Genomic DNA, 23992 nt, shown 5'->3' with positions numbered 1-23992 from the left:
AGACAAGGTCAGGCGCAAGTCCTGCCTTCAGGAGCCATCGGCCTCCCCCAGAAACACATCTTTGTATGTCAGCACCAACGAGCTTAGACCTCTCTCGCTGGGTGCTGGGTCAACATACAAGGAGCTGTGTCGTGGAACGAGGCTGCGATCTTTTGATCCTGCAACCAACGTCAAAAGATCGCAGCCTCGTTGCACTCGACAGCTCCTACAGGGATCACAGGGATCACAGGGATCACAGGGATCGCAGGATCACAGGATCACAAGGGTCACAGCGGCCACAGGGCCATGAACAACGCGACAATCAGCCAGGTCATGCGTAAGCCAACGATTTCTCGGCCAACAGCTCTTCATACAGAGCCGCCCACTTGCGCCCCATCTCGTCAGCGGTAAACAACTGCCGATACCGCGCCTGCGCGTTTGCCCCCATTTGCGCCGCCAGCGCCGGGTTTTCCCAAAGGGTGCGCATCGCCTCACGAAACGCCTGTGGATTACTGGGCGGCACGACCAGCCCGGTCTCATTGTGAATATTGATGTAGCTGGTGCCTGTGCCGATCTCGCTGGAGATCATCGGCTTGCCGTACATCGCGCCTTCAAGCAGCGAAATACCGAACGCTTCAGAGCGCAGGTGAGACGGGAAGACCACCGCGTAACTGAGCTCCAGAAGGGTGACCTTGTCCTCGTCGCCGAGGAAGCCGAGGAAGTGCAGGTTGCGCAGACCCAAGGCCTGCGCCTGGGCATGCAGCTCTTTTTCCAGAGGGCCGGCGCCCACGATCACCACCGGATAATTGAGCCCCTGCATGGCGTCCAGCAGGATATGCAGGCCCTTGTAATAACGCATTACTCCAACAAACAGGAAAAACTTGTCGCCCAGCTGCTGGCGCCAGCGTTCGGTACGCGCTGCGTCATGTTGTGGATAACCTGACTTGTCGAGCCCGTAGGTAATGACCCTGGTCTTCTCGCGGTAGTCCTTCAGCACATCGCTGGTGTGAAAATAGTTAGGCGAAGCCGCAACGATGCGGTCGGCACTGTCCAGGAATCGACGCATCAAGGGCCGATACAGCCTGAGCAGATGGCGCTGGCGAATGATGTCCGAGTGATAGCTGACCACGCAGGGTTTCTTGGTGGCCGTGCAGAAATGCACCAGATCCATGAAGGGCCAGGGGAAGTGATAATTGACCACGTCCGCTTCGGCTGCCAGCTCGCGAAACTGCTTGAAGACGCTGTAGGAAAAGCCCGTAGAGGCCAGCTGAAAATCCATCCTGGCCTGATTAACCTGATGTTCGCGGATCTGCAACACGCCTGGCGCCGGATTGTTGCTCAGCGTCAGCACCGTGCTCTCGACACCGTGACGGGCGCCGCTTTCGCTCATCTGGAAGATGACTTGTTCGATGCCACCCATGGAGTCGGGCAAATAGGTTTTATAAAAGTGCAGAACTCGCATATCAATCTCCCATAGCCTGGCGGTAGGCGCGGGCTGTGACCTTCGCGCAACGCTCCCAGGAAAAAAGCTTGGCTCGATGCAACCCCGCCGCACGGCAGGCCTGCCAATGCGTCGGGTCTTCGATCAGCCGGGTCATCGCATCACGCAAGGAGTCGGGATCGTCCGGCTGAATGTAATTGCCGGCGTCGGCGGCAACTTCGGGCATGGCCGATGCACGGGTGAGTATCACCGGGGTACCACTGGCCATGGCTTCCAGTACCGGCAGGCCAAACCCTTCGTACAGGGACGGGAAGACCAGCGCCCGGGCGCCGGCCAGCAGTTGGGCCAGGTCCTCATCAGGCAGATACCCCAGCAGACACACATGACCGGCGGCAAGGGCTGAGCGCAACTCGTCGTTGAACTGTTCGCGCTGCCAGCCTGCCATGCCGGCGATCAGCAGCGGAAAACGCTGGCGCATGGCTTCGGGCAGTCGCGCATGGGCGCGCAGTGCCAGGGTCAGGTTCTTGCGCGGTTCGAGGGTGCCGACGCACAGGAAATACTCCCGGGCGTCGACCCCGTGAGTTTTGAGCACTTTATCGATGGACTCGTCCGACCTGGGATGGAATCGCGCGGCCACACCGAGTGGCGCAACGACAAAACGCTCGGCTGGCAGTGCGAAATAGTCCTGTGCCTCGTCGGCAATGCATTGTGAGTCCGTCAGAATCAGGCGTGCCTGCTGTACGCCATCGGCCAGGCGCCGCTCGATCTCCCGCAAGCGTGCAGCCGGCTGGGTTTCGGGATAGTGCATATGTGTCAGGTCGTGCAGGGTGATAACCGTCGGGCCATCGAACGACAACGGCCACAAGCTCGGCTCGTGATACAGATCGATACTCTTGGAATGCCGCTGGTCGAACCGTTTCTGCTCCAGCCAGCGCCTTGCCTGATAGGCCCCGGGGATTTGTCGCAACAATGGCGTCAGTCGCGAGTAACCGGGCATCGCGGCTTCGGGAAGTGCCGAACTCCAGCCCCAGCCGTGGAACAATGCCAAATCGACGTCCGGCTCTTGGGCGAGGGCGTTTACCAGTTCGGCGACGTAATGCCCGATACCGGTTCTCGGCGCCTGGAGAATGCGTGCGTTAAGGGCAATTCGCATGTTGGCTCTCAGGCACTTTTGCCACGTTGTGCAGGTTGCGCTCGATGCGCTCCACCAGTTGCGCGCTCGCTTCACGCCAGGACAGCCAGCGCCAGCCGTCAAGGTTCAGCGCTGCCGGGAACACGCCAGTGGTTTCCATGCCGATCACCAGGTCGGCCAGGCTCTGCGGCTTGGCAAGGTCGAAATAGGCCATGTAATCACCGCCAATTTCGCGAAACACCGGTATGTCGCTGGCCATAGCCGGCAGCCCGCGCTGCATGGCTTCCACCAGCGGCAAGCCAAACCCTTCGACGTAAGACGGGAAGACCAGCGAAGTGGCGTGGGAGTAAGCATGCTCCAGGCTTCTGTCCGACAGGTCGTTGAACATGAACAACCGTTTGTTCAATTCGGGATGGCGGCGGATACGCTCGACCAGGGCGTCGCACTTCCAGCCAATCTTGCCGACGATGCACAACCGGGCCAGCGACCCAGCCGCCCAGGCGCGCTCGAACGCATCCAGCAGGTAGGCGTGGTTCTTGCGCGGTTCGATGGTGCTGACCATCAGAAACACCGGCTGCGGCTTTTTGAACATGTCCAGCAGGCCTTGATCGACGGATGAGCGGGCGTCGCTCAAGTCCAGTTCCGAGCCCAGGTGGAAATAGTCGAACCAGCGTTGTGCCACCTGTTCAGTGCCAACCCGGCGCACCATCTCCTGGCGGACCTGATCGCGAATAGTCGTAGAAATCGCCACGTAGCCATCGGCGGTGCGGGCGATCCAGTCGAACCACTCATTGAACACTTTCACCAGGCCCGCGTCGCAGAACTGCGGATGAGTCAGGGGAATCAGGTCATAGATCACCGACACAATGCCGACACCGTCACGCTTTAGCTGCTCGGCCAGGGGAAAGAAATTGGCGTGCCAGGACGAGTCCAGCAACACCAGTTGGTCTCCGGCCCGATGCTGCAACGGCACACAACGCTCAGGCACCTTCTGACCTTTGAGTACCCGGTCGAGCACGCGCATTGGCAGGCTCAGGCAGGCGAACGCGGCGAGGCGGCACCCCACGTAAAGTACGCGGCGGGCGAACTTCGACTCGCTGAAAGGGCGACGTCGTTCCAGGGTGCGGTGGCGCAGCCAGAACAGGTTGGCCATCTGTTCGAGCTTCACCCGCAGGCTCATCAGGTCGAGTTTCGGCGTCTCCAGCGGCGACAGGCTCTTCACCTCGAACAACGCGCCGTTGACCATCACCACGGGAATGCATTCACGGGTGGAATTTGCCGCCGGTAGCTGCTGGATGACGTTGCGCACCACCCGCTGAATGCCTGAGTTGGCGTGAGGATGTTCAAAAACGTAGGTGCACTCCACCAGCAGTCGGGTCATCGCAATTCCTCTGGGGCGGCCGCTTCGATAGTGCTCTCGCTGGAGCGGGTAATGCTGGTTTGGGCCTCGAGCCACGAACAGCCGACGAAGTCTTCCCGACGGTTGTTGATCACGTGAAAGACCAGCCCGTAGTCGCGCCACTCGAAGTTGCGGTCCAGGTGCGAGTCCAGGCGCGAGAGGCTCAGGGCCACCGAGTAATTACCCTTGCCCAGGCGCATGTCGAAAGCGAATCGGTAAGTGACCCGCTCGCCGGCGCTCAGGTCGGTGAGGGCCTTGTCGATGCGGTGGGTATTGATGCCGTACATGGGTTGGCCGAGGCGATCCTTGATCATGAACCCAAGGATCAGCCGCTCGATGTCCTGGCGAACTTCGACTTGCACTTCCAGCACCATCGCCTGCCCGACCTCGGCCACTTCCACCGAGCGGCCCTTTGGATCGAGCAGGCGCACGCTGAGAATGCCGGCCTCGCCTGTACCGGAAATAGTCTGCACCTGGCCGTTGGCAAGCATCTCCTGGCGGACCGTCTGGCCTTCGCGCTGGGCGAGCATCGCGTTGTAGTAGTCCATCACCTCTTCAGGCTTGCCGCGCATGGCCATGCGCCCGTTTTCCAGGAGGATGGCGGTATCGCAGATCGACTGGATCGCCGATCGGTCGTGGGACACGATCAGCAGCGTGGTGCCGGCCTTGCGGAAGTTACGGATGCGGTCGAAGCTTTTGTGCTGGAAGTAGGCGTCACCCACGGACAATGCTTCGTCGACGATCAGGATATCCGGACGGCGCGCCGTAGCAACGCTGAACGCCAGGCGCATCTGCATGCCGCTTGAATAGGTGCGGACCGGCTGGTCGATGGCCTCGCCAATTTCGGCAAAACTTTCGATTTCCGGCATCAGCGCCTCAATTTCCTCGACCTGCATGCCGAGCAGCTGGCCCGCCATGAAGGTGTTCTGGCGCCCGGTGAAGTCCGGGTGGAAACCCATGCCCAGCTCCAGCAGCGCGGCGACTCGACCTTGCAACTTGATCTCGCCACAGGTGGCCTGGGTGGTGCCGGTGATCATCTTCAACAGGGTACTTTTGCCAGCGCCGTTGACCCCGACAATGCCAACGGCTTCGCCGGGCTGGATCTCGAAGTCGACACCCTGCAGCACCCAGTGCAAGTGATGGCGGGTAGGGGAGAACGGCACCAGCCATTCGAACAGCCGGCTCCAGCGATTCGGGTATTGCTTGTAGGCCTTGCCCAGGCCACTGACGCGTATATGTCCCATCAGAGCTCATCCACCATTTCACCAACACGCTGGCGGAAAAGCCGCAGCCCCATCACGCAGAACAACAGCCCGATCACCAGCAGCGGGAGCAGCGAGCTCCAGTTCGGCCATTGGTTATAGAGGAACAGGTTCTGGTAACTGTTCATTAACGCCGTCATCGGGTTCAGCTCGATAACGCGCTGGATGCCCGGCGGCAGGATCGACAGCGGGTACACGATCGGTGTCAGCCAGAACCAGAATTGCAGGCAGATGCCGAAAAATTGCCCGACGTCGCGGAAGAACACATTGAGCACCCCGAGGATCATCCCCAGTCCGGCGGCGAACATCACCTGCAGCATCAGCAGCGGTATCAGGGCCAGCAACGCCATGCCCGGAAGCCGTCCGCTGATCAGCAGGAAGCCGAGGAACAACCCCAGGATGATCGCGAAATTGATCCCGGCATTGAGCAGCACGATCACCGGCAGGCAGATGCGCGGGAAGCTGATTTTCTTCAGCAGGTTGGCGTTTTCCAGAAACATGCTCTGGCTGCGGGTGGTGATCTCGGCGAACAGGCCCCAGGTCAGCAGGCCGGCGCACAGGTAAACGCTGTAGGCCAGGCCATCATCCACACCCGGCAGGCGGGCGCGCATGATGGTGGAGAAGATGACCGTGTAGACCACGATCATCGACAGCGGGTTGAGCACGGTCCACAAGGCACCAAACAGCGAATTGCGATAACGCGCCTGAAACTCTCTTTTGACGCTGCCGAGGATAAAACCCCGGTAACTCCACAACGATTGGTAAAGATTACGCAGCATTCAAACCGTCCGGCCGTATTGATCTTCGAAGCGGACGATATCGTCCTCTCCCAGGTATTCGCCGCTCTGCACTTCAATAATCACCAGGTCGATCACCCCGGGATTTTCCAGGCGATGCTTGTGGCCGGCGGCAATGAAAGTCGATTCGTTCTTGGCTACCAGGTGAGTGCCGGTGCCATTATTGGTGACCTTGGCCATGCCTTCGACCACCACCCAGTGTTCATTGCGGTGGTGGTGCATCTGCAGGGACAACTTGGCACCAGGCTTGACCACGATGCGTTTGATCTTGAAGCGTGGACCTTCCTCGAGCACCGTGTACGTGCCCCATGGCCGGCTGACCGTGCGGTGCAGGCGATAGGCTTCGTGCTTCTTGTCCTTGAGTTGCCTGGCCACCTGGCGCACATCCTGGGCACGGTCGGCATGAGCCACCAGGACCGCGTCGGCGGTGTCGATGATGATCAGGTTTTCCACGCCAACGGTGGCCACCAGGCGATCTTCGCTCTGCACGAAGTTATGGTGACTGTCGATGAAGATGGCTTCGCCTGCCGCACGGTTGTGCTGCGCATCCGCGGGCACCAGGGCGGCGATTGCACCCCAGGAGCCGATGTCGCTCCAGTCGAAACGGGCGGGCACCACCACCACCTTGTCGGAGCGCTCCATCAACGCGTAGTCGATGGAAATGTCCATGATCTCGCCAAACAGCGCAGGCGATAGCTCCTGCTGCAGGCCGCCGGCGGTTTCCACTGCCGCACTGGCTGCCATGCAGGTCCTGGCCTGCTCCAGCAGTGTCGGGGCGTGGGTTTCCAGTTCCGCCAGGACAGTGGCTACCGAGAAGCAGAACATCCCGGAATTCCACAGGAAGTTGCCACTTTCAAGGTAATGAGTTGCGGTCTGCAGGTCGGGTTTTTCAACGAAACGCTGCACACGGGCGGCGCCATTTTCGTCCAGCGCTGCGCCGGTCTCGATGTAGCCAAACCCGGTTTCCGGTGCGGTCGGCACCACCCCGAAGGTCACCAGCTGGCCGGACCGGGCCAGGGTCACCGCATGTTCGACAGCCTGCTTCAGGGCCTCTTCGTTGACGATCAGGTGATCGGCGGGCATGACCAGCATGATCGCTTCGTCACCATGCAGTGCCTGCAGCGAGAGGGCGGCCGCCGCGATTGCCGGAGCGGTATTGCGCCCCGTCGGCTCCAGCAGAAAGTGCCCGCGATGCCTGCCCAGTTGTGCGTCCTGATAGTGATCCTTACTCTGGAAGTAGTAGTCGCGATTGGTCACCGTCACGATGTCGCCCCAGCCTTCCAGCAAACCGGCAGCACGCCGATAGGTCTTGCCCAGTAACGACTGGCCGTCCGGCAACATCATGAAGGGTTTCGGCTGGCCTTCTCGCGATACCGGCCACAACCGCGTACCAGCACCACCGGAAAGAATCACGGGAATCAGCATGGGCCTACTCCTTGGCGACGCGTTTCATGTCCGCATCCATCATCATGCGGATCAAGGTATCCAGGTCGGTTTTTGGTTTCCAGCCCAGCACTCGCTGAGCCTTGGCCGGGTTGCCGAGCAGCACTTCAACTTCGGCCGGGCGGAAAAACGCCGGGTCGATCTTCACGAAGTCACGGTAGTTCAGGTCGACGTGCTCGAAGGCGATCCGGCACATTTCGCGCACCGTGGTGGTTACCCCCGTGGCGACCACGAAGTCATCGGGTTTGTCCTGTTGCAACATCAGCCACATGGCTTCGACGTAGTCGCCGGCAAAACCCCAGTCGCGCTTGGCATCGATGTTGCCCAGGCGCAGTTCCTGCTGTTTGCCCAGCTTGATGCGAGCGGCTGCGTCGGTGACCTTGCGCGTCACGAATTCGATGCCGCGCAGCGGTGATTCGTGGTTGAACAGGATGCCGCTGCTGGCGTGCAGGTTGTAGCTCTCGCGATAGTTCACGGTGATCCAGTGGCCATAGAGCTTGGCCACGCCGTAAGGGCTGCGCGGGTAAAACGGCGTATTTTCGTCCTGCTGCTCCGCCTGGATCAGGCCAAACATTTCGCTGGTGGATGCTTGGTAGAAACGGGTATGCGGGCTGAACTGGTGGATCGCTTCAAGCAGGTGCGTGACGCCCAACCCGTCGACAATGCCGGTGGTTACCGGTTGCGACCAGGAGGCTGCAACAAAACTCTGTGCGGCCAGGTTGTAGACCTCGTCCGGCGCCGATTTGATCACTGCGCGCTGGATGGAACAGGCATCGGCCATGTCGCCGTCCAGGTAAACGATGTCGGCCTCGACCCCCATTTCGCGCAGTCGCCAGCGTGCGTCGCTGCTGCGCCGCGCAACCAGGCCGTGGACTCTATAGCCCTTGTCGAGCAACAGTTTGGCCAGATAAGCGCCGTCCTGTCCGGTGATCCCTGTGATCAGTGCACTTTTTGTCATTCTTGTCTTACCCGTATCTCCCAGTCGGACAGGATCGCCCGCAGGGTTTGTTGTGTAGTGATTTGCGGCGCCCAACCGGTGGTCTGGGCGAGCCTGGCATGACTGCCGCATACCCGGCGCTGATCCGCGCGGCGCAGTCGGGCAGGGTCTTGAACCAGTTGCAGGTCGACTTGCGCGAGGTCACCCAGCTGTTCGATCAGGCTGCGAATGCTTTGCTCGCGCCCCGAGCACACGTTGTAGACCTGGCCGGGTGTGCCTTTTTCCAGCAACGCCAGGTAAGCCGAGATCACGTCGCTCACGTCGAGGAAGTCGCGTGTGACGTCGATATCACCGACTTCCAGTTGCGGTGCTTGCAGGCCTTGTTTGATGCGATTGATCTGGCGGGCGGCGCTGGCGATGACAAAACTTTCTTTCTGGCCAGTGCCGATGTGGTTGAACGGGCGGGCGACCAGTACCGGCCAGCCTTCGCTCAAACCCCATTGCACACTCAGGAACTCCGCGGAGAGTTTGCTCACGGCATACGGATTGCGAGGGCAGGGCGGTTGCAGTTCGGTGATGGGCAAATGGTCTTCGCTGACCTGGCCGTAGACGTCGCCGGAGCTGACGTACAGGAACGTGCCGGTGAAGCCGCGAGCCTTGAGGGCTTGCAGCAGGTTCAGCGTACCGAGCAGGTTGATGTTCAGTGTGCGTGCCGGATCACGGAACGCTTCGGGTACGAAGGTCTGGCCGGCCAGGTGGATGACCGCATCCGGCAGTTCCGGCCACAGGCCTTCAAGGCTCTGCGGGTCTGCGAGATCATAGCGGCCAGGGACGGTCAGTAGCTCCCACTGCGCGGCATCAGCCAGCAGGCGGGATTGGATGTGTTGTCCTACGAAACCGCTGAGACCCGTAACGAACAGACGCTTTTTCAAACAGCAGCCCCTTGGTCATACATTTTCGTCCATTCCCCACAGTTTGGTCGGAGATGTCTGGCAGACCCGGTGGATTACTGGGTCGAAAGACTGGCGAAACGATTTGTTGTAATTGTTTGGCTGCCAATCTGTGCCAATTGCGCGGTAATTTCAACAGGTCCAACCGTGACTGATCAGTTCTGGTCCCCGTAGCCCGATTTATTCTCGTCGGGCGGTTCACGGATCCTCAACGGATGTGTTTAGAATGGCCCTCGTCACGATTACCCAAGGTTCGGCAGCGTCGTTGTGAAACTGCGAGAAACTGACCATTAAAACAAGAACGAAGACGGGCACGAAGACGATGGACGAGGGTTAGTAAATGCTGCCCCGATCCGTGGCTTCTCCGTCACAGAGTGAGGTTGCCGGGATGGCGATTTCACCATGGGATGCCATGAATTTCATTCTCTACTCCGACGTCAACGACACCTCCATCAGCCAGAGTCTCGGCCGTCCCGAGTACAGTTACTATTTTGTGCTCAAGGCGTATCGACCCTTGTTCGAAAGTCTTGGGCAGGTTCATGTCGTAGCCTCGAGCGCCGAAGTGGATCCGCTCTATCGGCAGTTGCAGCAAGCGGGGCAGGATAGCCTGTTCATTTCGTTTGCACCGCCGCACAAGACCCCGACCGATATTCAATGCCCAATGGTGTGTGTGGTTGCCTGGGAATTCGACACCATTCCTGCCGAGCATTGGGACAACGATCCACGCCAGGACTGGAGCCAGACACTGGCGCGCCTGGGCCGGGTGATCACCTTGTCCACCCATACAGCCGAAGCCATCCGCCGAACCCTGGGTGCCGATTTCCCTGTGCTCGTACTGCCGACGCCTTTGTGGGAACGCTTTGCCGAGGTGCGCCAGCACTATCCGGGCACCCCGGTAAATCCGGGCGCCACGCTGCAGATCAAAGGCTGCATCCTCGACAGCCATGTGATGGGCTTGTCCGCCGATGGCCTGCTTGGACCGCCGATTGAAGAGTCAGTGGCGCAGATCGAGCCTGAGCCGGAAGTAGTACCGGAGCCGCCACCGCCACCGCCACCGCCACCATTGACCATCCGCCGCCGTGCATTCATTACCCGGCATTACGTGCGCGAAGTCTACCGGGCACTCAAGCACAACCTGCTGCTGTGGTATCGCGAAGCCGCTCGCGATCTGGTGCCGGACGCCGTTCGCCCCTTGTTAACCAGGCTTCGCAAGCCGGCACTGCCAATGCAACCACTGCCAGTTGCTCCCGAGGTTGCCGAGCCGGTCGAGCTAGTCGAACCGGCGCCATCCGCTTTGCCCGATACCACCACGACAGTCTCCATCGATGTCAGTGGTGTGGTGTATGTCAGCGTGTTCAATCCCGACGACGGGCGCAAGAACTGGCACCATCTGATCACCGCGTTTTGCTGGGCATTGCGCGATGCACCAGACGCTACGCTCGTGCTGAAGATGACTCAGAACGACCTCTCCACCTATTACGTCGAACTCATGACCTTGCTCTCGCAACTGTCACCGTTCGCCTGTCGGGTGGTGGTCATGCACGGTTATCTGCAGGATGAAGAATTTGCGCAGTTGTACGGCGCCGCGAGTTTTTACGTCAACGCATCACGCTGCGAAGGCCTGTGCTTGCCGCTGATGGAATTCATGTCGTGTGCACGGCCCGTTATCGCCCCGGACCACACCGCAATGCGCGATTACATCGACGAACGCGTGGCCTTTGTCGTGAAGTCCAGTCGCGAGCCGACGATCTGGCCGGAAGACGCGCGCATCCTCTACCGGACCCTGCGCCATCGTCCGGATTGGGGCTCGTTGAAAACCGCTTATGCACAGAGTTACGCCATGGCCAAAGACCAGCCGCAGGCCTGGCATGCCATGGCCGACGCCGCCAGCGAGCGGATGCGCGACTACTGCAGTTTTATGCCAGTGCAGCAGCGCCTGGCGCAGTTCTTTGGGCAGGCCCCGGTCATCGCCGCTGCGCCAGCGGCCGCCAGGACAGGGACTGCAGCATGCTGATCATCATTCATTCGGAAACCAACAAGAGCAACATCCAGCAGAATCTGGGCCGGCCCGAGTACAGCTACTACTTCGTGCTCAAGGAGTTTCGCCCGGTGCTGGAACGCCTGGGCCAGGTGATCGAGGTCAGCGACCCTGACGAGTTGGTCGACCGCCTGTATTTCGATTGCCAGAGCAGGGGAGAGGACTGTGTGTTCCTGTCCTTCTCGCCGCCGCACCGCACACCCATCAGCTATGCCTGCCCGACCATTGCAGTGTTCGCCTGGGAGTTCAGCACCATCCCCACTGAAAGCTGGCATGGGGAACCGCGGCATGACTGGCGGGTGGTACTGGCGGCCAGCGGCATGGCGATCACTCATTCCAGTTTCACCGTAAAAACCGTTCGCGATGTAATGGGGCCCGAGTATCCGATCTGCGCGATCCCGGCGCCAGTCTGGGATCGCTTTGCCGCGCGCGGCGAGCACTTGCTCAAGTGCCCGGTCGCTGAAGCGATTCGCCTGAATCTGCGCGGCCTGATGATCGACAGTCGTACCGCAGATCTGCGCCCCTACGGACCGGAGCGCTTGCGCGAAGGCACTCCGATCGAGTTCGATGGCCCGGTGCGCGATTGCGAGTTGCTGCTTGATGGCGTGGTCTACACCTCGGTCTTCAACCCCTACGACGGGCGCAAGAACTGGAAGGACATGATCAGTGCGTTCTGCAGCACCTTCTGCGAGTCGGCCGATGCGACCCTGGTGCTCAAGCTCACTCACCATGACATCGCCGATGCACTCAACGACATGCTGCACCACGTCTACAAGAATCAGACCTATCAGTGCCGCATCGTGCTGATCCATGGCTACCTCGCAGACCTTGACTACGAGCGCCTGGTAGAGGCCACCAGTTACGTCGTCAATTGCTCCTACGGCGAAGGCCAGTGCCTGCCGTTGATGGAATTCATGTCGTGCGGCAAGCCGGCGATTGCGCCGCTGAACACAGCGATGGCCGACTACGTGGACAGTGACAACGCGTTCATCGTCGACTCGACAGAAGAACTGACCGCCTGGCCGCACGATCCCCGGGCGGCATTTCGTACCCTGCGTTACACCACTGATTGGGACTCGCTGTGCGCCGCCTACCGGGCCAGCTACGAGGTCGCCAAAAACGATGTCGGGCGGTATGAAAGGATGTCGGCCCATGCTGTCAGCCGACTTCAGGGTTTCTGTAGTCAGGACAGCACCGAACAGCGCCTGCAGGCGTTTTTCGAACAGCTGCTGGAGCGGCGCAAAGCACTGACCTTGCAAGCGTCCAGCGCATGATTCGCCGTCTGTTGGCAAAGCTGTGGCCGGCACCGTCGGCGCCTTTGACCGTGCCCCTAAGCCCGGTATCGCCCAGAGACGTCGGCTTGCACGATGCAGTACTCGATGGCTGGTTCCTCGGCGAAACCGGCGAGTTGCTCAAGGGTTTTGCCATTAACGCCGACGACACGCTGCTGGATGTCGGATGCGGCGAAGGCGTGGCGACCTTGTTCGCGATTCGCCAGGGCGCCTCGGTGATCTTCACCGACAGCGAGCACGACAAGGTGCGTGACCTGGCCAGGCAAGTGGCCGCGCAATCGAGCCAGGCCAGTCTGGGACTGGTCAGCAACAGCTTGCCGCTGCCGCTGGCCGACGGTTGCGCGAGCAAAATCGTATGCATGGAAGTGCTCGAACACATCGACCAACCTGAACCCTTCATGGCTGAACTGGTGCGCATGGGGCGTCCCGGGGCGCTGTATCTGCTGAGCGTTCCAGCACCGGTGGGCGAGCATTTGCAAAAGGGCATCGCTCCCGCCAGTTATTTCCAGACACCCAATCATGTGCAGATTTTCACCCCCGAACGGTTCGCCACCATGGTGGAGGAGGCGGGCCTGGTCATCGAGCATCGTCAGGCCAGCGGGTTTTTCTGGGTGATGGGCATGATCTTTTTCTGGGCGAGCGAGAGGGCTGCCGGACGTGACGTGGGTGGCGCGGTTCGCGACCGTATTCAGGCGCCGTATCCGCCGTTGATGGAGAGCTGGGCGAAAACCTGGCAGGACTTGCTGTCGCACCCCGACGGCCTGGCGATCAAGCAGATGCTTGACCGGTTCATGCCCAAGAGCCAGGTCATCATTGCCCGCAAACCGATGGATACCGGGGCACGTCCAGGAGGACACCATGAGTAGCAGCAAGCGCATCATGGATATCGAGTTGCTTCGCGGTATTGCGGTACTGGGCGTTTTGTTTCACCACCTGCAGGACAGCCTGTTCGCGGCGAGTGTTCCGCTGCTGCAACGCATCACCCTGTACACGCAGCCGTGGTGGGGCGTTGATTTGTTCTTCGCCATCTCCGGCTTCGTCATCGCGCGCAGCCTGATCCCGGCGCTGCAAGGTTGCAGCACGCGGCAGGAATACTGGCAGGAAACCCGCAACTTCTGGCTGCGGCGGGCCTTTCGTTTGTTACCGTCAGCCTGGTTATGGCTGGCGCTGATGTTGCTGGCGTGCCTGTTTCTCAACCGCTCCGGCGCGTTCGGCACCCTGCAGGCGAATCTGCAGGCGACCCTGGCGGGCATTGCCCAGTACGCCAACTTTCGCTTCGCCGACAGCTTTTACAATTACGAATATGGCACCAGTTTCGTGTACTGGAGTCTGTCGTTGGAGGAGCAGTTCTACCTGCTGTTCCCCTTGCTGATTTTGCTCTGTCGCAAATACCTGGTCTGGGCGCTAGTCCTGTTGGTGGCGGTGCAACTGTTCACTTTGCGCACGCCGATATTGATGGTGATCAGAACCGATGCGCTGGCCCTCGGCGTGCTGCTGGCCATCTGGAGCGCGCAGCCTTCCTACCGACGCTGGGAACCGACATTCCTGCGCCGTCCCTGGGCTGGTCTGGCTGCATTGCTCGCGGTGTCGCTGGTGCTGGGTTTCATCGCCACTGATCGCTTCACGCTCACTCATTACCGTATTGGCGTGATTGCACTGCTGTGTGCGTTGCTGGTCTGGATCGCTTCCTACAATCGTGACTACCTGATGCCCGGCTGTCTGTTCAAAAGCCTGATGACCTGGGTGGGCAGCCGTTCCTACGGGATTTACCTGATCCACATCCCGGCTTATCTGCTGGTGCGCGAAGGCATCTTTCGTTTGCAGGCAGCCAACTTGCCGAACCCTGGCGGGCACCCGATCCCTACATTGTTGATCGCCTTCGGGCTGATCGCGGTTTTAAGTGAACTCAACTATCGCTTTGTCGAAATGCCCATGCGCCGTCGTGGCGTATCGCTGGTGCAGCGCCTGAGCTTGCCCCCAAACGCCGTCCCATCCTCTGGAGCAACCTCATGCTGAGACTGTTGAAGAAACTCGCGGCGGGCACGCCTCCCGCGCAACCGATGCCGGAGCCGACACCGCTGGCCGCAGCACCCGACAAGGTCGATCCGTACATGCTCGGCCTGCATGACGCGATGCTCAGTGGCTGGTTCAACCAGCAAACCGGCGAGCTGTTCACCGGCTTCCCGGTCACCGCGCAAGACACCTTGCTGGACGTTGGCTGCGGTGACGGCGGTAACGTGCATTTCTGCGCAATGCGCGGGGCGAATATCATCATCGCCGATATCGACGCGGCCAAGGTCGAGGCGACCCGGCAACGCCTGGCAGATACACCGGCTCGGAGCATTGAGTGCCACGTCACCGATTGCGACCCGTTGCCCATTGCTGACGAAACCGCGACTCGAGTGGTCTCCACTGAAGTAATCGAGCACGTCGATGACCCTGCGCAGTTTCTTGCCGAACTGGTACGGGTCGGCAAACCGGGAGCGCTATATCTACTCAGCGTGCCGCATCCAAGTTCCGAAGACCTGCAAAAAGACATTGCCGCGCCCGAGTACTTTCAGAAGCCCAATCACATTCGCATCATCAGCGAAGAACAATTCAAGGCAATGGTCAGCGACGCGGGGCTGGAAGTGATCAGCCATAGCCAATACGGTTTTTACTGGTCGATGTGGATGCTTCTGTTCTGGGAAGCCAAAGTGGACTTCAGCAATGCGGACCATCCTTTACTCAATCACTGGGCCGATACCTGGCAGGCAATTCTCGCTTCGCCTCGGGGCGCACAGATCAAACAGGCCCTGGATGCGGTAGTGGCCAAGAGTCAGGTGATCATTGCGCGTAAGCCCTGATCCCACCGGATTCTGTGTACCCTGCAACCCTGTGTTGGATGGGATAGATGTTCATGGGGTTTTCAATCCGACGGTGGGCACTGCTTTTCCCGCTGCTGATGCTCGCCGGCTGTGGGCAACCCGAGGCGCCTGCGCTCGATCAGCAACTCTACATCTGGCAACGCCAGTGGCTGCCTGCTCATCAACACGCCTTGCGTGACAGCCGGGCTGATTTCTCTACGCTGCGTGTACTCGCTCTACAGTCATTTCCTCAAGCCGGCTGGAGTCGGGCGCAAGTTGACGCCCATCTGTTACGACAAGATGGTCGCCCGCTGATCGCGGTAATCCGGCTTGATGGTCAGTTGAAGTCTCTGGATTCGCATGAAGTCATTGCGCAGGTCCAACACTTGATCACTGATTGGCAAGGGCAGGGGTTGACATTGGCCGGGGTGGAAATCGACCACGATGCCGGTGTTGCTCGACTGCCGGCCTATCGAAATCTGCTGAGCGAATTGCGCCAGGTTCTACCGGCCTCCATGGCGCTGAGTATCACTGCATTACCCGCTTGGCTGAACAGCCCGGAGTTGCCGGCACTTTTATCCTCCGTCGATAGCAGCGTGTTGCAAGTGCACGCAGTCAGCGATCCAAGAACAGGTTTGTTCCACGTGGAACAAACAAAAAAATGGACCGCGGCTTGGTCACGCAAAACCTCGAAACCGTTTTACCTGGCACTGCCTGCATATGGCGTGGCGTTGTTGCCGGCGAGCAGTGGCGGGCCGATCGTAGAAAGCGAAGTACCCCTTGAGCGCGACGGTGACCGCCAGGAGTTAATGGCCGATCCCCAGCAACTTCGCAAGCTTGGCCTGGAACTGCGGGATAATCCCCCGGAGCACCTCGCAGGTCTAATCTGGTTCAGATTACCGCTGGCGATTGATCGCCGGGCCTGGAGCCTGACCATGCTGCGCGCTGTAGCACGCGGTGAGGCGCTCCGAAGCCAGGTGACGTTGCAACTTTCAGAGCATCAAGGCTTGTTCGAAATCAGCATCATCAACTCAGGCAATCTCGACAGCCCATGGCCCGAACGGGTGACGCTGGCGGCTAGCGCTTGTGAAGGTGCGGATGCGCTGGCCGGTTATTCAATGCAGCAGACTTCAAACAGCCTGACCTTCAGCCGTCTACGAGAGGGCCGAGTAGCGGCACAGGGGCAGCGCGCCATTGGTTGGGCACGCTGCGCAAAAATTGATCAAGGAGCGTCACATGTTGATCCGTAAGTGGCCACATCATCTGCTATGCCTGACCCTCAGCCTGCCACTGGGGTCAGTGCTGGCCTGTGGCCCGGACTTCCCCATGCGGCTGTTGGACAACCGGGGGCAGACCCTGTCGGAGCTGCCGGAGGGCAACTTCAACTTCGAGGTCAGTCGCCTTGGAGGCTCGATTGCCGGGCTGAAGAACATCGCGCCCGCTACTGGCAGTCAAGATTACAGTTACGGCGAAGAAGCAGGCCAACCCAGCTCGCGGGATCTGGCAGAGCAGGTCGGTTTGTCTGTGGAACAACAGGCTCTGGTTAAGCAACTGCGCAGTGTGGCCGACGCGCGCCAAGTTGAAGTCGACGGCAAAGCACTGCCGCCCGAACTCATGTTCTACCTGGCGGGCGCGGCGGCCTTCAATGCAGCTGACTACGCGCTGGCTGTCGAGTACTTTCACAAAGTATTGGCACTGCCGGCAGATCAGCGCCCGCTACGCAGCACCTGGGCCGCCTATTCCCTGGGACGGGCATTGTTCGCGATGAACTCGCAAGTGGATGCAGTGCCAAGCCTGTTGGCCCAGTCCCGGCTTGCTTTCGAGCAGACCCGTCAACTGAGCATTGACGGCTTCAGTGACCCCTTGGAGTTGGGAGTCGCCAGCCTCGGCGAAGAAGCCCGTGTGGTTCGCACCGCAGGTGACTGGAACCGCGCCATTGAGCTGTATGCCACGCAGAACCGGCACGGATCGCCAGTGGGCTACAGCTCCTTGAAGCAACTGGTGGCTGAATTGGCCGCGATGCCCGAAGCGTCTTTGGCGCAATTGCTCCAGGGAAAGCCAGTGCAGCAACTGGTGACGGCTTCCTTGATCAGCCGACTGGGCTGGTCATTCGGGGAACAACCGCCGAACGAACTAAAGCTGATCAAGCTGCTTCAAAACAGCACGCGCGGGACCCTGGAAAACGCCGATCGGCTGGCGGCGGTCAATTATCAACAAGGTGATTACGCCAGCGCAAAAGCCTTTCTTGAGCACGCCGGGGACGGCGGCCTGGCTTGGTGGCTACGGGCGAAGCTGGCGCTGCGCGATGGCGACAAAGTCGCGGCAACCGCAGCCTATGCCAAAGCTGCTCAGGCCTTCCCGCAGAACGAATCATGGGGTGAGCGCAGGACCCCGGATTTTGATTACGAGTCGCTGCAGCCCAAATGTCGGGTCGAGGGTGAGAGTGCAATTCTGGCGCTGCAGCGTGGGGATTACCTGCAAGCGTTTGATCAACTCTACCGCAGCCAGGACATCTACTGGTTGGACGCGGCGACCTTGGCCGAGAGCGTGCTGACTGTCGATGAGCTCAAGCATTACGTCGATACCAACGTGCAGGTGCCAACGCCCTTTAGCCAGCAGGATGTTGAGGCCTATGCGGCCAAAAAAGAAGCAGAAGGTGGCGACCAGGTTGCAGCCCCGCTAACGGTCGCGGCCAAACTACGCAACCTGCTCGGCCGCCGGTTGCTGCGCGAAGGACGCTACAACGAAGCGCCGGTTTACTTCGATAACCCCCGGTTGTTCAGCCTGGCGAAGTGGTACGGCGAGCTGCGCCACGATGCAGAATCAAAATGGTGGCCGACCAAAAGGGCATTTGCGTACTTCCATGCGGCCGACTTGAGCCGTCACTTCGGCATGGAGTTACTGGGCTATGAGATGTCCCCCGACTACGCGACTTTCGAAGGCAACTACAGCCTTCAAAGCACCGAATTGAAAGTGGGGCCACTGTTGGCGCAGGAAGAGTTCAGCCGTCAGCAAGCCAGCGCTGCACAGCCAGACCTGCGTTATCACTACCGCTATCTCGCCAACGACCTTGCCACTCGGGCCGCCGATAACTTGCCGCATACCAGCCAGGCATTTGCCGCTGTTTTGTGTGCGGCAACTGGCTGGAACGCGGATCCAGAGCAGAAACAGGTATTTTATCGGCGGTACGTCAACGAAGGGCCGTATGTCGATTGGGCTGTTCACTTCGGTGAGCGCTGCCCGTCCCCGGATTTTGGGAAGGCCGACCGACGTTACGTGACGCAGGCCATCAGCCCGGTCCGTAACGTCTTGCGGCCGTATAAAGCGTGGCTGCAACTTGGCGCGGTGGTGGCATTTACCGCCTTTGCGCTGCTGCTGATCAACCGGCACAAGCGGCGCAAGCAAGCCTGATCAAGCCTGCTGGACGAACGTTAGACGTATCGCCAAACCGATCAGCAGGCTGCCGAACAGCCATTGCTGCAAGCCCTGGGCCGAAGGGCTGTGTTGCAGCCAACGGCCCAGTGCGGCGCCGGTCACTGCGTAGAAACATGTGTGTGGCACAATCTACTGGTTTATTGCCTTTCCACCATTGGAATCTGCCAACCTATGAAGCTCGACGCCTACGACCGCAAGATCCTTGCCGCCCTGCAACGGGATGGTCGCCTGAGCAACGTGCAACTGGCCGACGAGATCGGATTATCCGCCTCGCCGTGCTTGCGTCGGGTACGGATGCTGGAAGAGGCCGGAGTGATCAGGGGTTATCAGGCCAATCTGGACCGTGACGAGGTAGGCTTGGGGCTGACGGTGTTTGTCGGGGTCAAGGTGGAACGCCATAACGACGAACAGGCCGAGGCGTTTCGCCTGGCTGTAACCGCATTGCCGGAGGTGATTTCGGCATTCCTGGTATCGGGCGAATCGGATTTTCTGCTGCAGGTGGTAGTGCCGGACTTGCGCGGCTACGACCGTTTCCTCACGGGCCAGCTGTTGAAACTGCCCGGCGTGAGTGACATTCGCAGCAACTTTGCCATCAACACCGTAAAGGCTCCAGGCGCGTTGCCCCTGGAGCACCTGCCGCTCTAGCATGGGCTACATCTGAGTTGCCATCCCCTCCACATTCATCGCCGCCTGACGCAGAGCCTCGGAGCGGGTAGGGTGGGGATGGCAGGTCAGTGCAATGTCTTCGGCTGAAGCGCTGAACTCCATGGCCACGCAATATTCGCCGATCATCTCGCTGACACTGGGGCCCACAAGGTGCACGCCCAGAATTTCGTCGGTGCGCTCATCAGCCAGCACTTTCGCGAAACCTTCGGTTTCATGGTTGATCTTCGCGCGACTGTTGGCGGTAAAGGGAAACTTCCCGACCTTATACCCCCGACCTTCAGCCTTGAGCTGCTCTTCGGTCTTGCCGACGCTGGCCAGTTCCGGTCGGGTGTAGATCACGTTGGGGATCAGGTCGTAATTGACCTCGCCCGCTTTACCGGCGATTTGTTCCACGCAGGCCATGGCTTCGTCTTCGGCTTTATGCGCCAGCATCGGCCCGGAAGTCACGTCGCCAATCACCCAGACTCCAGCGGCTTCGGTGCGATGCCTTTTGTTGGCGAGCATCCCGCGCTTGTCCGTCGTCAGGCCCACGTTCTGCAGCCCCAGGCCCTCGGTGTAAGGCCGGCGGCCGATGGACACCAAGACGTAGTCGGCCTCCAGCAGCTCGGCGGTACCTCCCGCAGCGGGCTCAACGCTTAGCTGCACTCCGGTTGCGGACGAGGTGGCGCTGGTGACTTTAGAGCTCAACTTGAAGCTGATCCCCTGTTTGCTCAACGAACGCTGCAGTGTTTTACCTGCCTCTGCATCAACGCCTGGACAGATGCGGTCGAGAAATTCCACTACGGTGACCTGCGCTCCCAAGCGCCGCCATACCGAACCCAACTCCAGACCTATTACCCCAGCGCCGATCACCACCAGATGCTTGGGCACTTCAGCCAGTGACAGCGCGCCAGTGGAGTCGAGGATTCGTTGATTGTCGATGCTGACTCCGGGAAGGGGCGTGGGTTCGCTGCCGGTGGCGATGATGATGTCCTTGGCGCCGAGCTCGGTCTTGCCGCCTTCACTGTCGGTTACCGTGACTTTGCCCGGGCCATCGATGTGGCCCCAACCCTTGATCCAGTCGACCTTGTTCTTGCGAAACAGGAACTCGATGCCTTTGGTCAGGCCGCTAACGCTTTCGTCTTTCTGCTTCATCATCTGCGCCAGGTTCAGCACCGGTTTGACCTCGATGCCCAGGTTGGCAAATTCCGCCCCGATGGCCGCTTCGTAGAGCTCCGAGGCATGCAACAACGCTTTGGACGGCATGCAGCCAACGTTCAGGCAGGTGCCTCCCAGCGTGGTGCGACCTTCGACGCAGGCGGCCTTCAGGCCCAATTGGCCGGCCCGGATTGCTGCGTTGTAGCCGCCAGGGCCGCCGCCCAGTATCACGATGTCGTAGGTGCTCATGCTGTTCTCCTGGATGGAAGATCATCGGAAGTTAAAAGTAGTCCGGGGTTAATATTATGGACATAATATGTCTCATGCGCCCTCGGCAGGGCAATCATAATTTTCAGAACTCCAGCAGTTTCCGGGAGTCATCTGGGAGGAGGGTGCAGGTTCTGGTGTTTTTTTGACCGGAAGATCCCTGGAAAGCCCGTTAAATCGATAGCCAGCTATTTTTCCAGGATGGTCTAACCTCTCATCAGACGTCTGAAACAAGGGGGATTCTCCATGCTCGCGCGTATTCCACCGGCCTTACAGAATCTGCAGTTGCCGCTTCGCTTGAGACTTTGGGATGGCCATGAATTCAATCTGGGGCCGGCGCCTAGTGTCACTATTGTGGTCAAGGACCCACAGATGGTTTCCCAGTTCACCCATCCGAGTCTGGATGCGTTGGGAGCAGCGTACGTCGAAGGCAAACTTGAGCTGGAAGGTTCAATCACCGACGTCATTCGCGTCTGCGATCAATGGAGCCAGGCCTTGATGGATGAGGACGACGCCGGTCAATTTGTGCGCACCGTGCATGACAAGGAAACCGACGCCAAGGCCATTTCCTATCACTACGATCTTTCCAACGCCTTCTACCAGCTCTGGCTCGACAGTGACATGGCGTACTCCTGCGCCTATTTCGAGACCGGCAGCGAATCCCTGGAGCAGGCACAACAAGCAAAATTTCGTCACCTTTGCCGCAAGCTGCGACTGCAACCCGGTGACTATTTACTCGACGTGGGTTGCGGCTGGGGTGGGCTTGCGCGGTATGCCGCGCGGGAATTCGGCGCGAAAGTTTTCGGAATCACGCTCAGCAAGGAACAACTGGCGCTGGCCAGGGAGCGAGTCACCGCCGAGGGGCTGGACGACCTGGTAGAACTGCAACTGCTCGACTACCGCGACCTGCCTCAGGATGGTCGCTTCGATAAAGTGGTCAGTGTCGGCATGTTCGAACACGTCGGGCACGCTAATCTCCCGGAGTACTGCAAGACGCTTTTTGGCGCGGTAAAAGAGGGCGGCCTGGTGATGAACCATGGCATTACCGCTAAACATACCGATGGGCGTCCGGTTGGACGCGGGGCGGGTGACTTCATCGGCAAGTACGTGTTTCCCAATGGCGAGTTGCCGCACCTGTCCATGATCTCGGCCGAGATCAGTGAAGTGGGCCTTGAGATCGTCGACGTCGAGAGCTTGCGCCTGCACTATGCGCGCACGCTGGACCACTGGAGCGAGCGCCTGGAAGACAATCTGGAGGCCGCCGCGAAGCAGGTGCCGGAGCAGGCTTTGCGGATCTGGCGGCTGTATCTGGCCGGCTGTGCCTACGCATTTGCCAGGGGCTGGATCAACCTGCACCAGATACTTGCCGTCAAAGCCCATCCTGATGGCAGCCATGAACTGCCATGGACCCGCGATGACATCTATACGCCTTAAAGAATTGGCGAAATCAGCCGGGCTATCCGCATGCCGATCTGTTGCAGGCGATGGGTCTCCCGGCTTTCCTCCTTGGCTATTTCATGGGCCAGGGCGAAATCGGCGTTCAGCATCTGCTCCACCTCGCCGGCGAAAGCACTGTCGACTGTCAGCAGCATCACTTCGAAATTCAACCGGAACGAACGGTTGTCGAGGTTCGCGCTGCCGATCGCGCTGATCTCGCTATCTATCAGCACCACCTTCTGGTGCAGAAAACCAGGCTCGTAGCGGAACACCCGAACACCGGCCCGGACCGCTTCGAAAGCGTAGAGGCTGGACGCGGCATAGACGATGCGGTGGTCCGGGCGCGATGGCAACAGCAGGCGCACGTCCACTCCGCGCAACACAGCCAGACGCAGGGCGGCGAAAACAGCTTCGTCAGGAATGAAATAAGGGCTGGTGATCCAGACCCGCTGCGTGGCTGCGTGGATCGCCTCGACGAAGAACAGTGAGCAGGTTTCATAGGCATCTGCCGGGCCGCTGGCGAGCAACTGGCACAGCACTCCGTCATCCGGATAGACGTCAGGCAGTATCAGCGGGGGCAGCGAGCGCGCCGCCCAGAACCAATCTTCGGCAAACGATTCCTGCATGCAGGCAACGACTGGGCCGCGTACTTCAACGTGGGTATCACGCCAGGGTGCCAGCGGTGGTTTCTCGCCCATGTACTCGTCGCCGACATTGTGGCCACCGACAAAGCCCAGCACACCATCGACCACCACAATTTTTCGATGGTTGCGGAAGTTCACCTGAAAGCGATTTAGCCAACCGCTGCGAGTGGCGAACGCCTTGACCTCAACACCAGCATCGCGCAACGGCTGGACAAAACTGTGGGGCAGGGAGTGGCTGCCAATGCGGTCATACAACAGATAAACCGCCACCCCTTCGGCGGCTTTTTGCAGCAGCAGGCTTTGCAGACGTTGGCCGAGGCGGTCATCGTGAATGATAAAAAACTGGATCAGCACCGCTTCTTTGGCGGAGCTTATAGCCGCGAAAATAGCTTCGAAGGTGGCCTTCCCATTGATCAGCAGGCGCACTTCATTGTTCGCCAGGCACGGCATTCGTCCCAGTTTAGGCATCGCTCGCAGGGACGCGTAGGCGCTGGATGCGCGCGCGGCCAGCGCCTCTTCTACCCAGGGCCGCCAATTAAGCTCGGAGATCGCTTTGCGCATTTCCTCGTTGGCCTGCCGGCGAGCCTTGATATATCCATCAAACGTACTGCGGCCGAACACCAGGTAGGGGATGAGCGTGAAGTAGGGGATAAACACCAACGACAGGGCCCAGGCGATCGAGCCTTGGGCCGTCCTTACGGTGAGCACTGCATGAATGGCCGCGATCGAGCCGAGCGTATGGAGCAGTGCAATCATGTAGCCGAAAATGTGCGGTCCAAAGTAATCCATGGGGCAACCTTGCTCCTGAATATTCAATGCTTAACAGACCATGTTCCGTGCAGAATGTCGCTAATTAATTGGTCCATGAACCGATGCCCGTGGCTGACGTC

The 23992-nt window shown here is 59.8% G+C and carries 19 protein-coding genes and 1 pseudogene; 9 read left to right on the top strand and 11 right to left on the bottom strand.

Annotated elements, in window-relative coordinates:
- Window positions 1-310 precede the first annotated feature (310 nt).
- The 8 genes from UB23_RS19135 to UB23_RS19100 are packed head-to-tail and all read right to left on the bottom strand — an operon-like array spanning window position 311 to window position 9322.
- Entirely contained in the window at window positions 311-1441 is a 1131-nt protein-coding gene (locus UB23_RS19135) for a glycosyltransferase family 4 protein (RefSeq protein WP_045060867.1), read from the bottom strand.
- Between the two features lies 1 nt (window position 1442).
- Window positions 1443-2573: a glycosyltransferase family 4 protein gene (locus tag UB23_RS19130; protein ID WP_045060866.1), complete on the bottom strand. Its 1131-nt coding sequence runs from the start codon at window positions 2571-2573 to the stop codon at window positions 1443-1445.
- Window positions 2557-3933 (bottom strand): glycosyltransferase family 4 protein, encoded by a 1377-nt coding sequence (locus UB23_RS19125; RefSeq protein ID WP_045060865.1) that lies wholly within the window; start codon window positions 3931-3933, stop codon window positions 2557-2559. Before UB23_RS19125 ends, UB23_RS19130 begins: the two co-directional genes overlap by 17 nt.
- Window positions 3930-5195: an ABC transporter ATP-binding protein gene (locus UB23_RS19120; protein ID WP_045060864.1), complete on the bottom strand. Its 1266-nt coding sequence runs from the start codon at window positions 5193-5195 to the stop codon at window positions 3930-3932. Before UB23_RS19120 ends, UB23_RS19125 begins: the two co-directional genes overlap by 4 nt.
- On the bottom strand, window positions 5195-5992 hold the full coding sequence (locus UB23_RS19115) for an ABC transporter permease (RefSeq protein ID WP_045060863.1): 798 nt from the start codon (window positions 5990-5992) through the stop codon (window positions 5195-5197). Before UB23_RS19115 ends, UB23_RS19120 begins: the two co-directional genes overlap by 1 nt.
- Complete coding sequence (locus UB23_RS19110; protein WP_045060862.1) at window positions 5993-7435, bottom strand: mannose-1-phosphate guanylyltransferase/mannose-6-phosphate isomerase; 1443 nt, start codon at window positions 7433-7435, stop codon at window positions 5993-5995.
- A gap of 4 nt (window positions 7436-7439) precedes the next feature.
- Entirely contained in the window at window positions 7440-8411 is a 972-nt protein-coding gene (gene gmd, locus UB23_RS19105; protein ID WP_045060861.1) for a GDP-mannose 4,6-dehydratase, read from the bottom strand.
- Window positions 8408-9322 (bottom strand): GDP-mannose 4,6-dehydratase, encoded by a 915-nt coding sequence (locus tag UB23_RS19100; protein ID WP_045060860.1) that lies wholly within the window; start codon window positions 9320-9322, stop codon window positions 8408-8410. Before UB23_RS19100 ends, gmd begins: the two co-directional genes overlap by 4 nt.
- A 406-nt stretch (window positions 9323-9728) precedes the next feature.
- Here UB23_RS19100 and UB23_RS19095 point away from each other — a divergent pair, with 406 nt between their 5' ends.
- Genes UB23_RS19095 through UB23_RS19065 form a run of 7 tightly spaced genes read left to right on the top strand, consistent with a single transcriptional unit; the run spans window position 9729 to window position 18927 of the window.
- Complete coding sequence (locus tag UB23_RS19095; RefSeq protein WP_236695870.1) at window positions 9729-11354, top strand: glycosyltransferase; 1626 nt, start codon at window positions 9729-9731, stop codon at window positions 11352-11354.
- Window positions 11348-12652, top strand: a complete 1305-nt coding sequence (locus tag UB23_RS19090) for a glycosyltransferase (RefSeq protein WP_045060859.1) — start codon at window positions 11348-11350, stop codon at window positions 12650-12652. Before UB23_RS19095 ends, UB23_RS19090 begins: the two co-directional genes overlap by 7 nt.
- Window positions 12649-13536 (top strand): class I SAM-dependent methyltransferase, encoded by an 888-nt coding sequence (locus UB23_RS19085; RefSeq protein ID WP_045060858.1) that lies wholly within the window; start codon window positions 12649-12651, stop codon window positions 13534-13536. Before UB23_RS19090 ends, UB23_RS19085 begins: the two co-directional genes overlap by 4 nt.
- Complete coding sequence (locus UB23_RS19080; protein ID WP_045060857.1) at window positions 13529-14686, top strand: acyltransferase family protein; 1158 nt, start codon at window positions 13529-13531, stop codon at window positions 14684-14686. Before UB23_RS19085 ends, UB23_RS19080 begins: the two co-directional genes overlap by 8 nt.
- Entirely contained in the window at window positions 14680-15516 is an 837-nt protein-coding gene (locus UB23_RS19075) for a class I SAM-dependent methyltransferase (RefSeq protein ID WP_045060856.1), read from the top strand. The genes UB23_RS19080 and UB23_RS19075 overlap by 7 nt, the downstream gene beginning before the upstream one ends.
- Window positions 15517-15569: 53 nt before the next feature.
- Complete coding sequence (locus UB23_RS19070; protein ID WP_045060869.1) at window positions 15570-16766, top strand: DUF3142 domain-containing protein; 1197 nt, start codon at window positions 15570-15572, stop codon at window positions 16764-16766.
- Window positions 16753-18927, top strand: coding sequence for a hypothetical protein (locus UB23_RS19065; RefSeq protein ID WP_045060855.1), 2175 nt, complete (start codon window positions 16753-16755; stop codon window positions 18925-18927). The genes UB23_RS19070 and UB23_RS19065 overlap by 14 nt, the downstream gene beginning before the upstream one ends.
- Here the strand turns inward: UB23_RS19065 and UB23_RS28725 are convergent.
- A pseudogene (locus UB23_RS28725) lies at window positions 18928-19059 on the bottom strand (LysE family translocator); the annotation flags it as partial.
- Window positions 19060-19122: 63 nt separating this feature from the next.
- On the opposite strand from UB23_RS28725, the gene UB23_RS19060 reads away from it, so the two are divergent.
- A complete protein-coding gene (locus UB23_RS19060; protein ID WP_045060854.1) occupies window positions 19123-19596 on the top strand; it encodes an Lrp/AsnC family transcriptional regulator in 474 nt (157 codons plus the stop codon).
- Between the two features lie 6 nt (window positions 19597-19602).
- Here the strand turns inward: UB23_RS19060 and lpdA are convergent, their stop codons facing one another.
- Window positions 19603-21003, bottom strand: coding sequence for a dihydrolipoyl dehydrogenase (gene lpdA / locus UB23_RS19055; protein WP_045060853.1), 1401 nt, complete (start codon window positions 21001-21003; stop codon window positions 19603-19605).
- Between the two features lie 264 nt (window positions 21004-21267).
- On the opposite strand from lpdA, the gene cfaB reads away from it, so the two are divergent.
- Window positions 21268-22455 (top strand): C17 cyclopropane fatty acid synthase CfaB, encoded by a 1188-nt coding sequence (cfaB, locus tag UB23_RS19050; protein ID WP_045060852.1) that lies wholly within the window; start codon window positions 21268-21270, stop codon window positions 22453-22455.
- Here cfaB and cls read toward each other — a convergent pair.
- The gene (gene cls / locus UB23_RS19045; RefSeq protein ID WP_045060851.1) at window positions 22452-23891 is read right to left on the bottom strand and encodes a cardiolipin synthase; all 1440 of its coding nucleotides are present in this window, start codon (window positions 23889-23891) and stop codon (window positions 22452-22454) included. The two genes, cfaB and cls, sit on opposite strands and share 4 nt — an antisense overlap.
- Between the last annotated feature and the right edge of the window lie 101 nt (window positions 23892-23992).

It is taken from the genome of Pseudomonas sp. ES3-33, from assembly GCF_000952175.1.
GTDB lineage: Bacteria > Pseudomonadota > Gammaproteobacteria > Pseudomonadales > Pseudomonadaceae > Aquipseudomonas > Aquipseudomonas gregormendelii.
The sequence above is the reverse complement of the archived record's forward strand: the minus strand, read 5'-3'. Positions and strand labels throughout refer to the sequence as shown.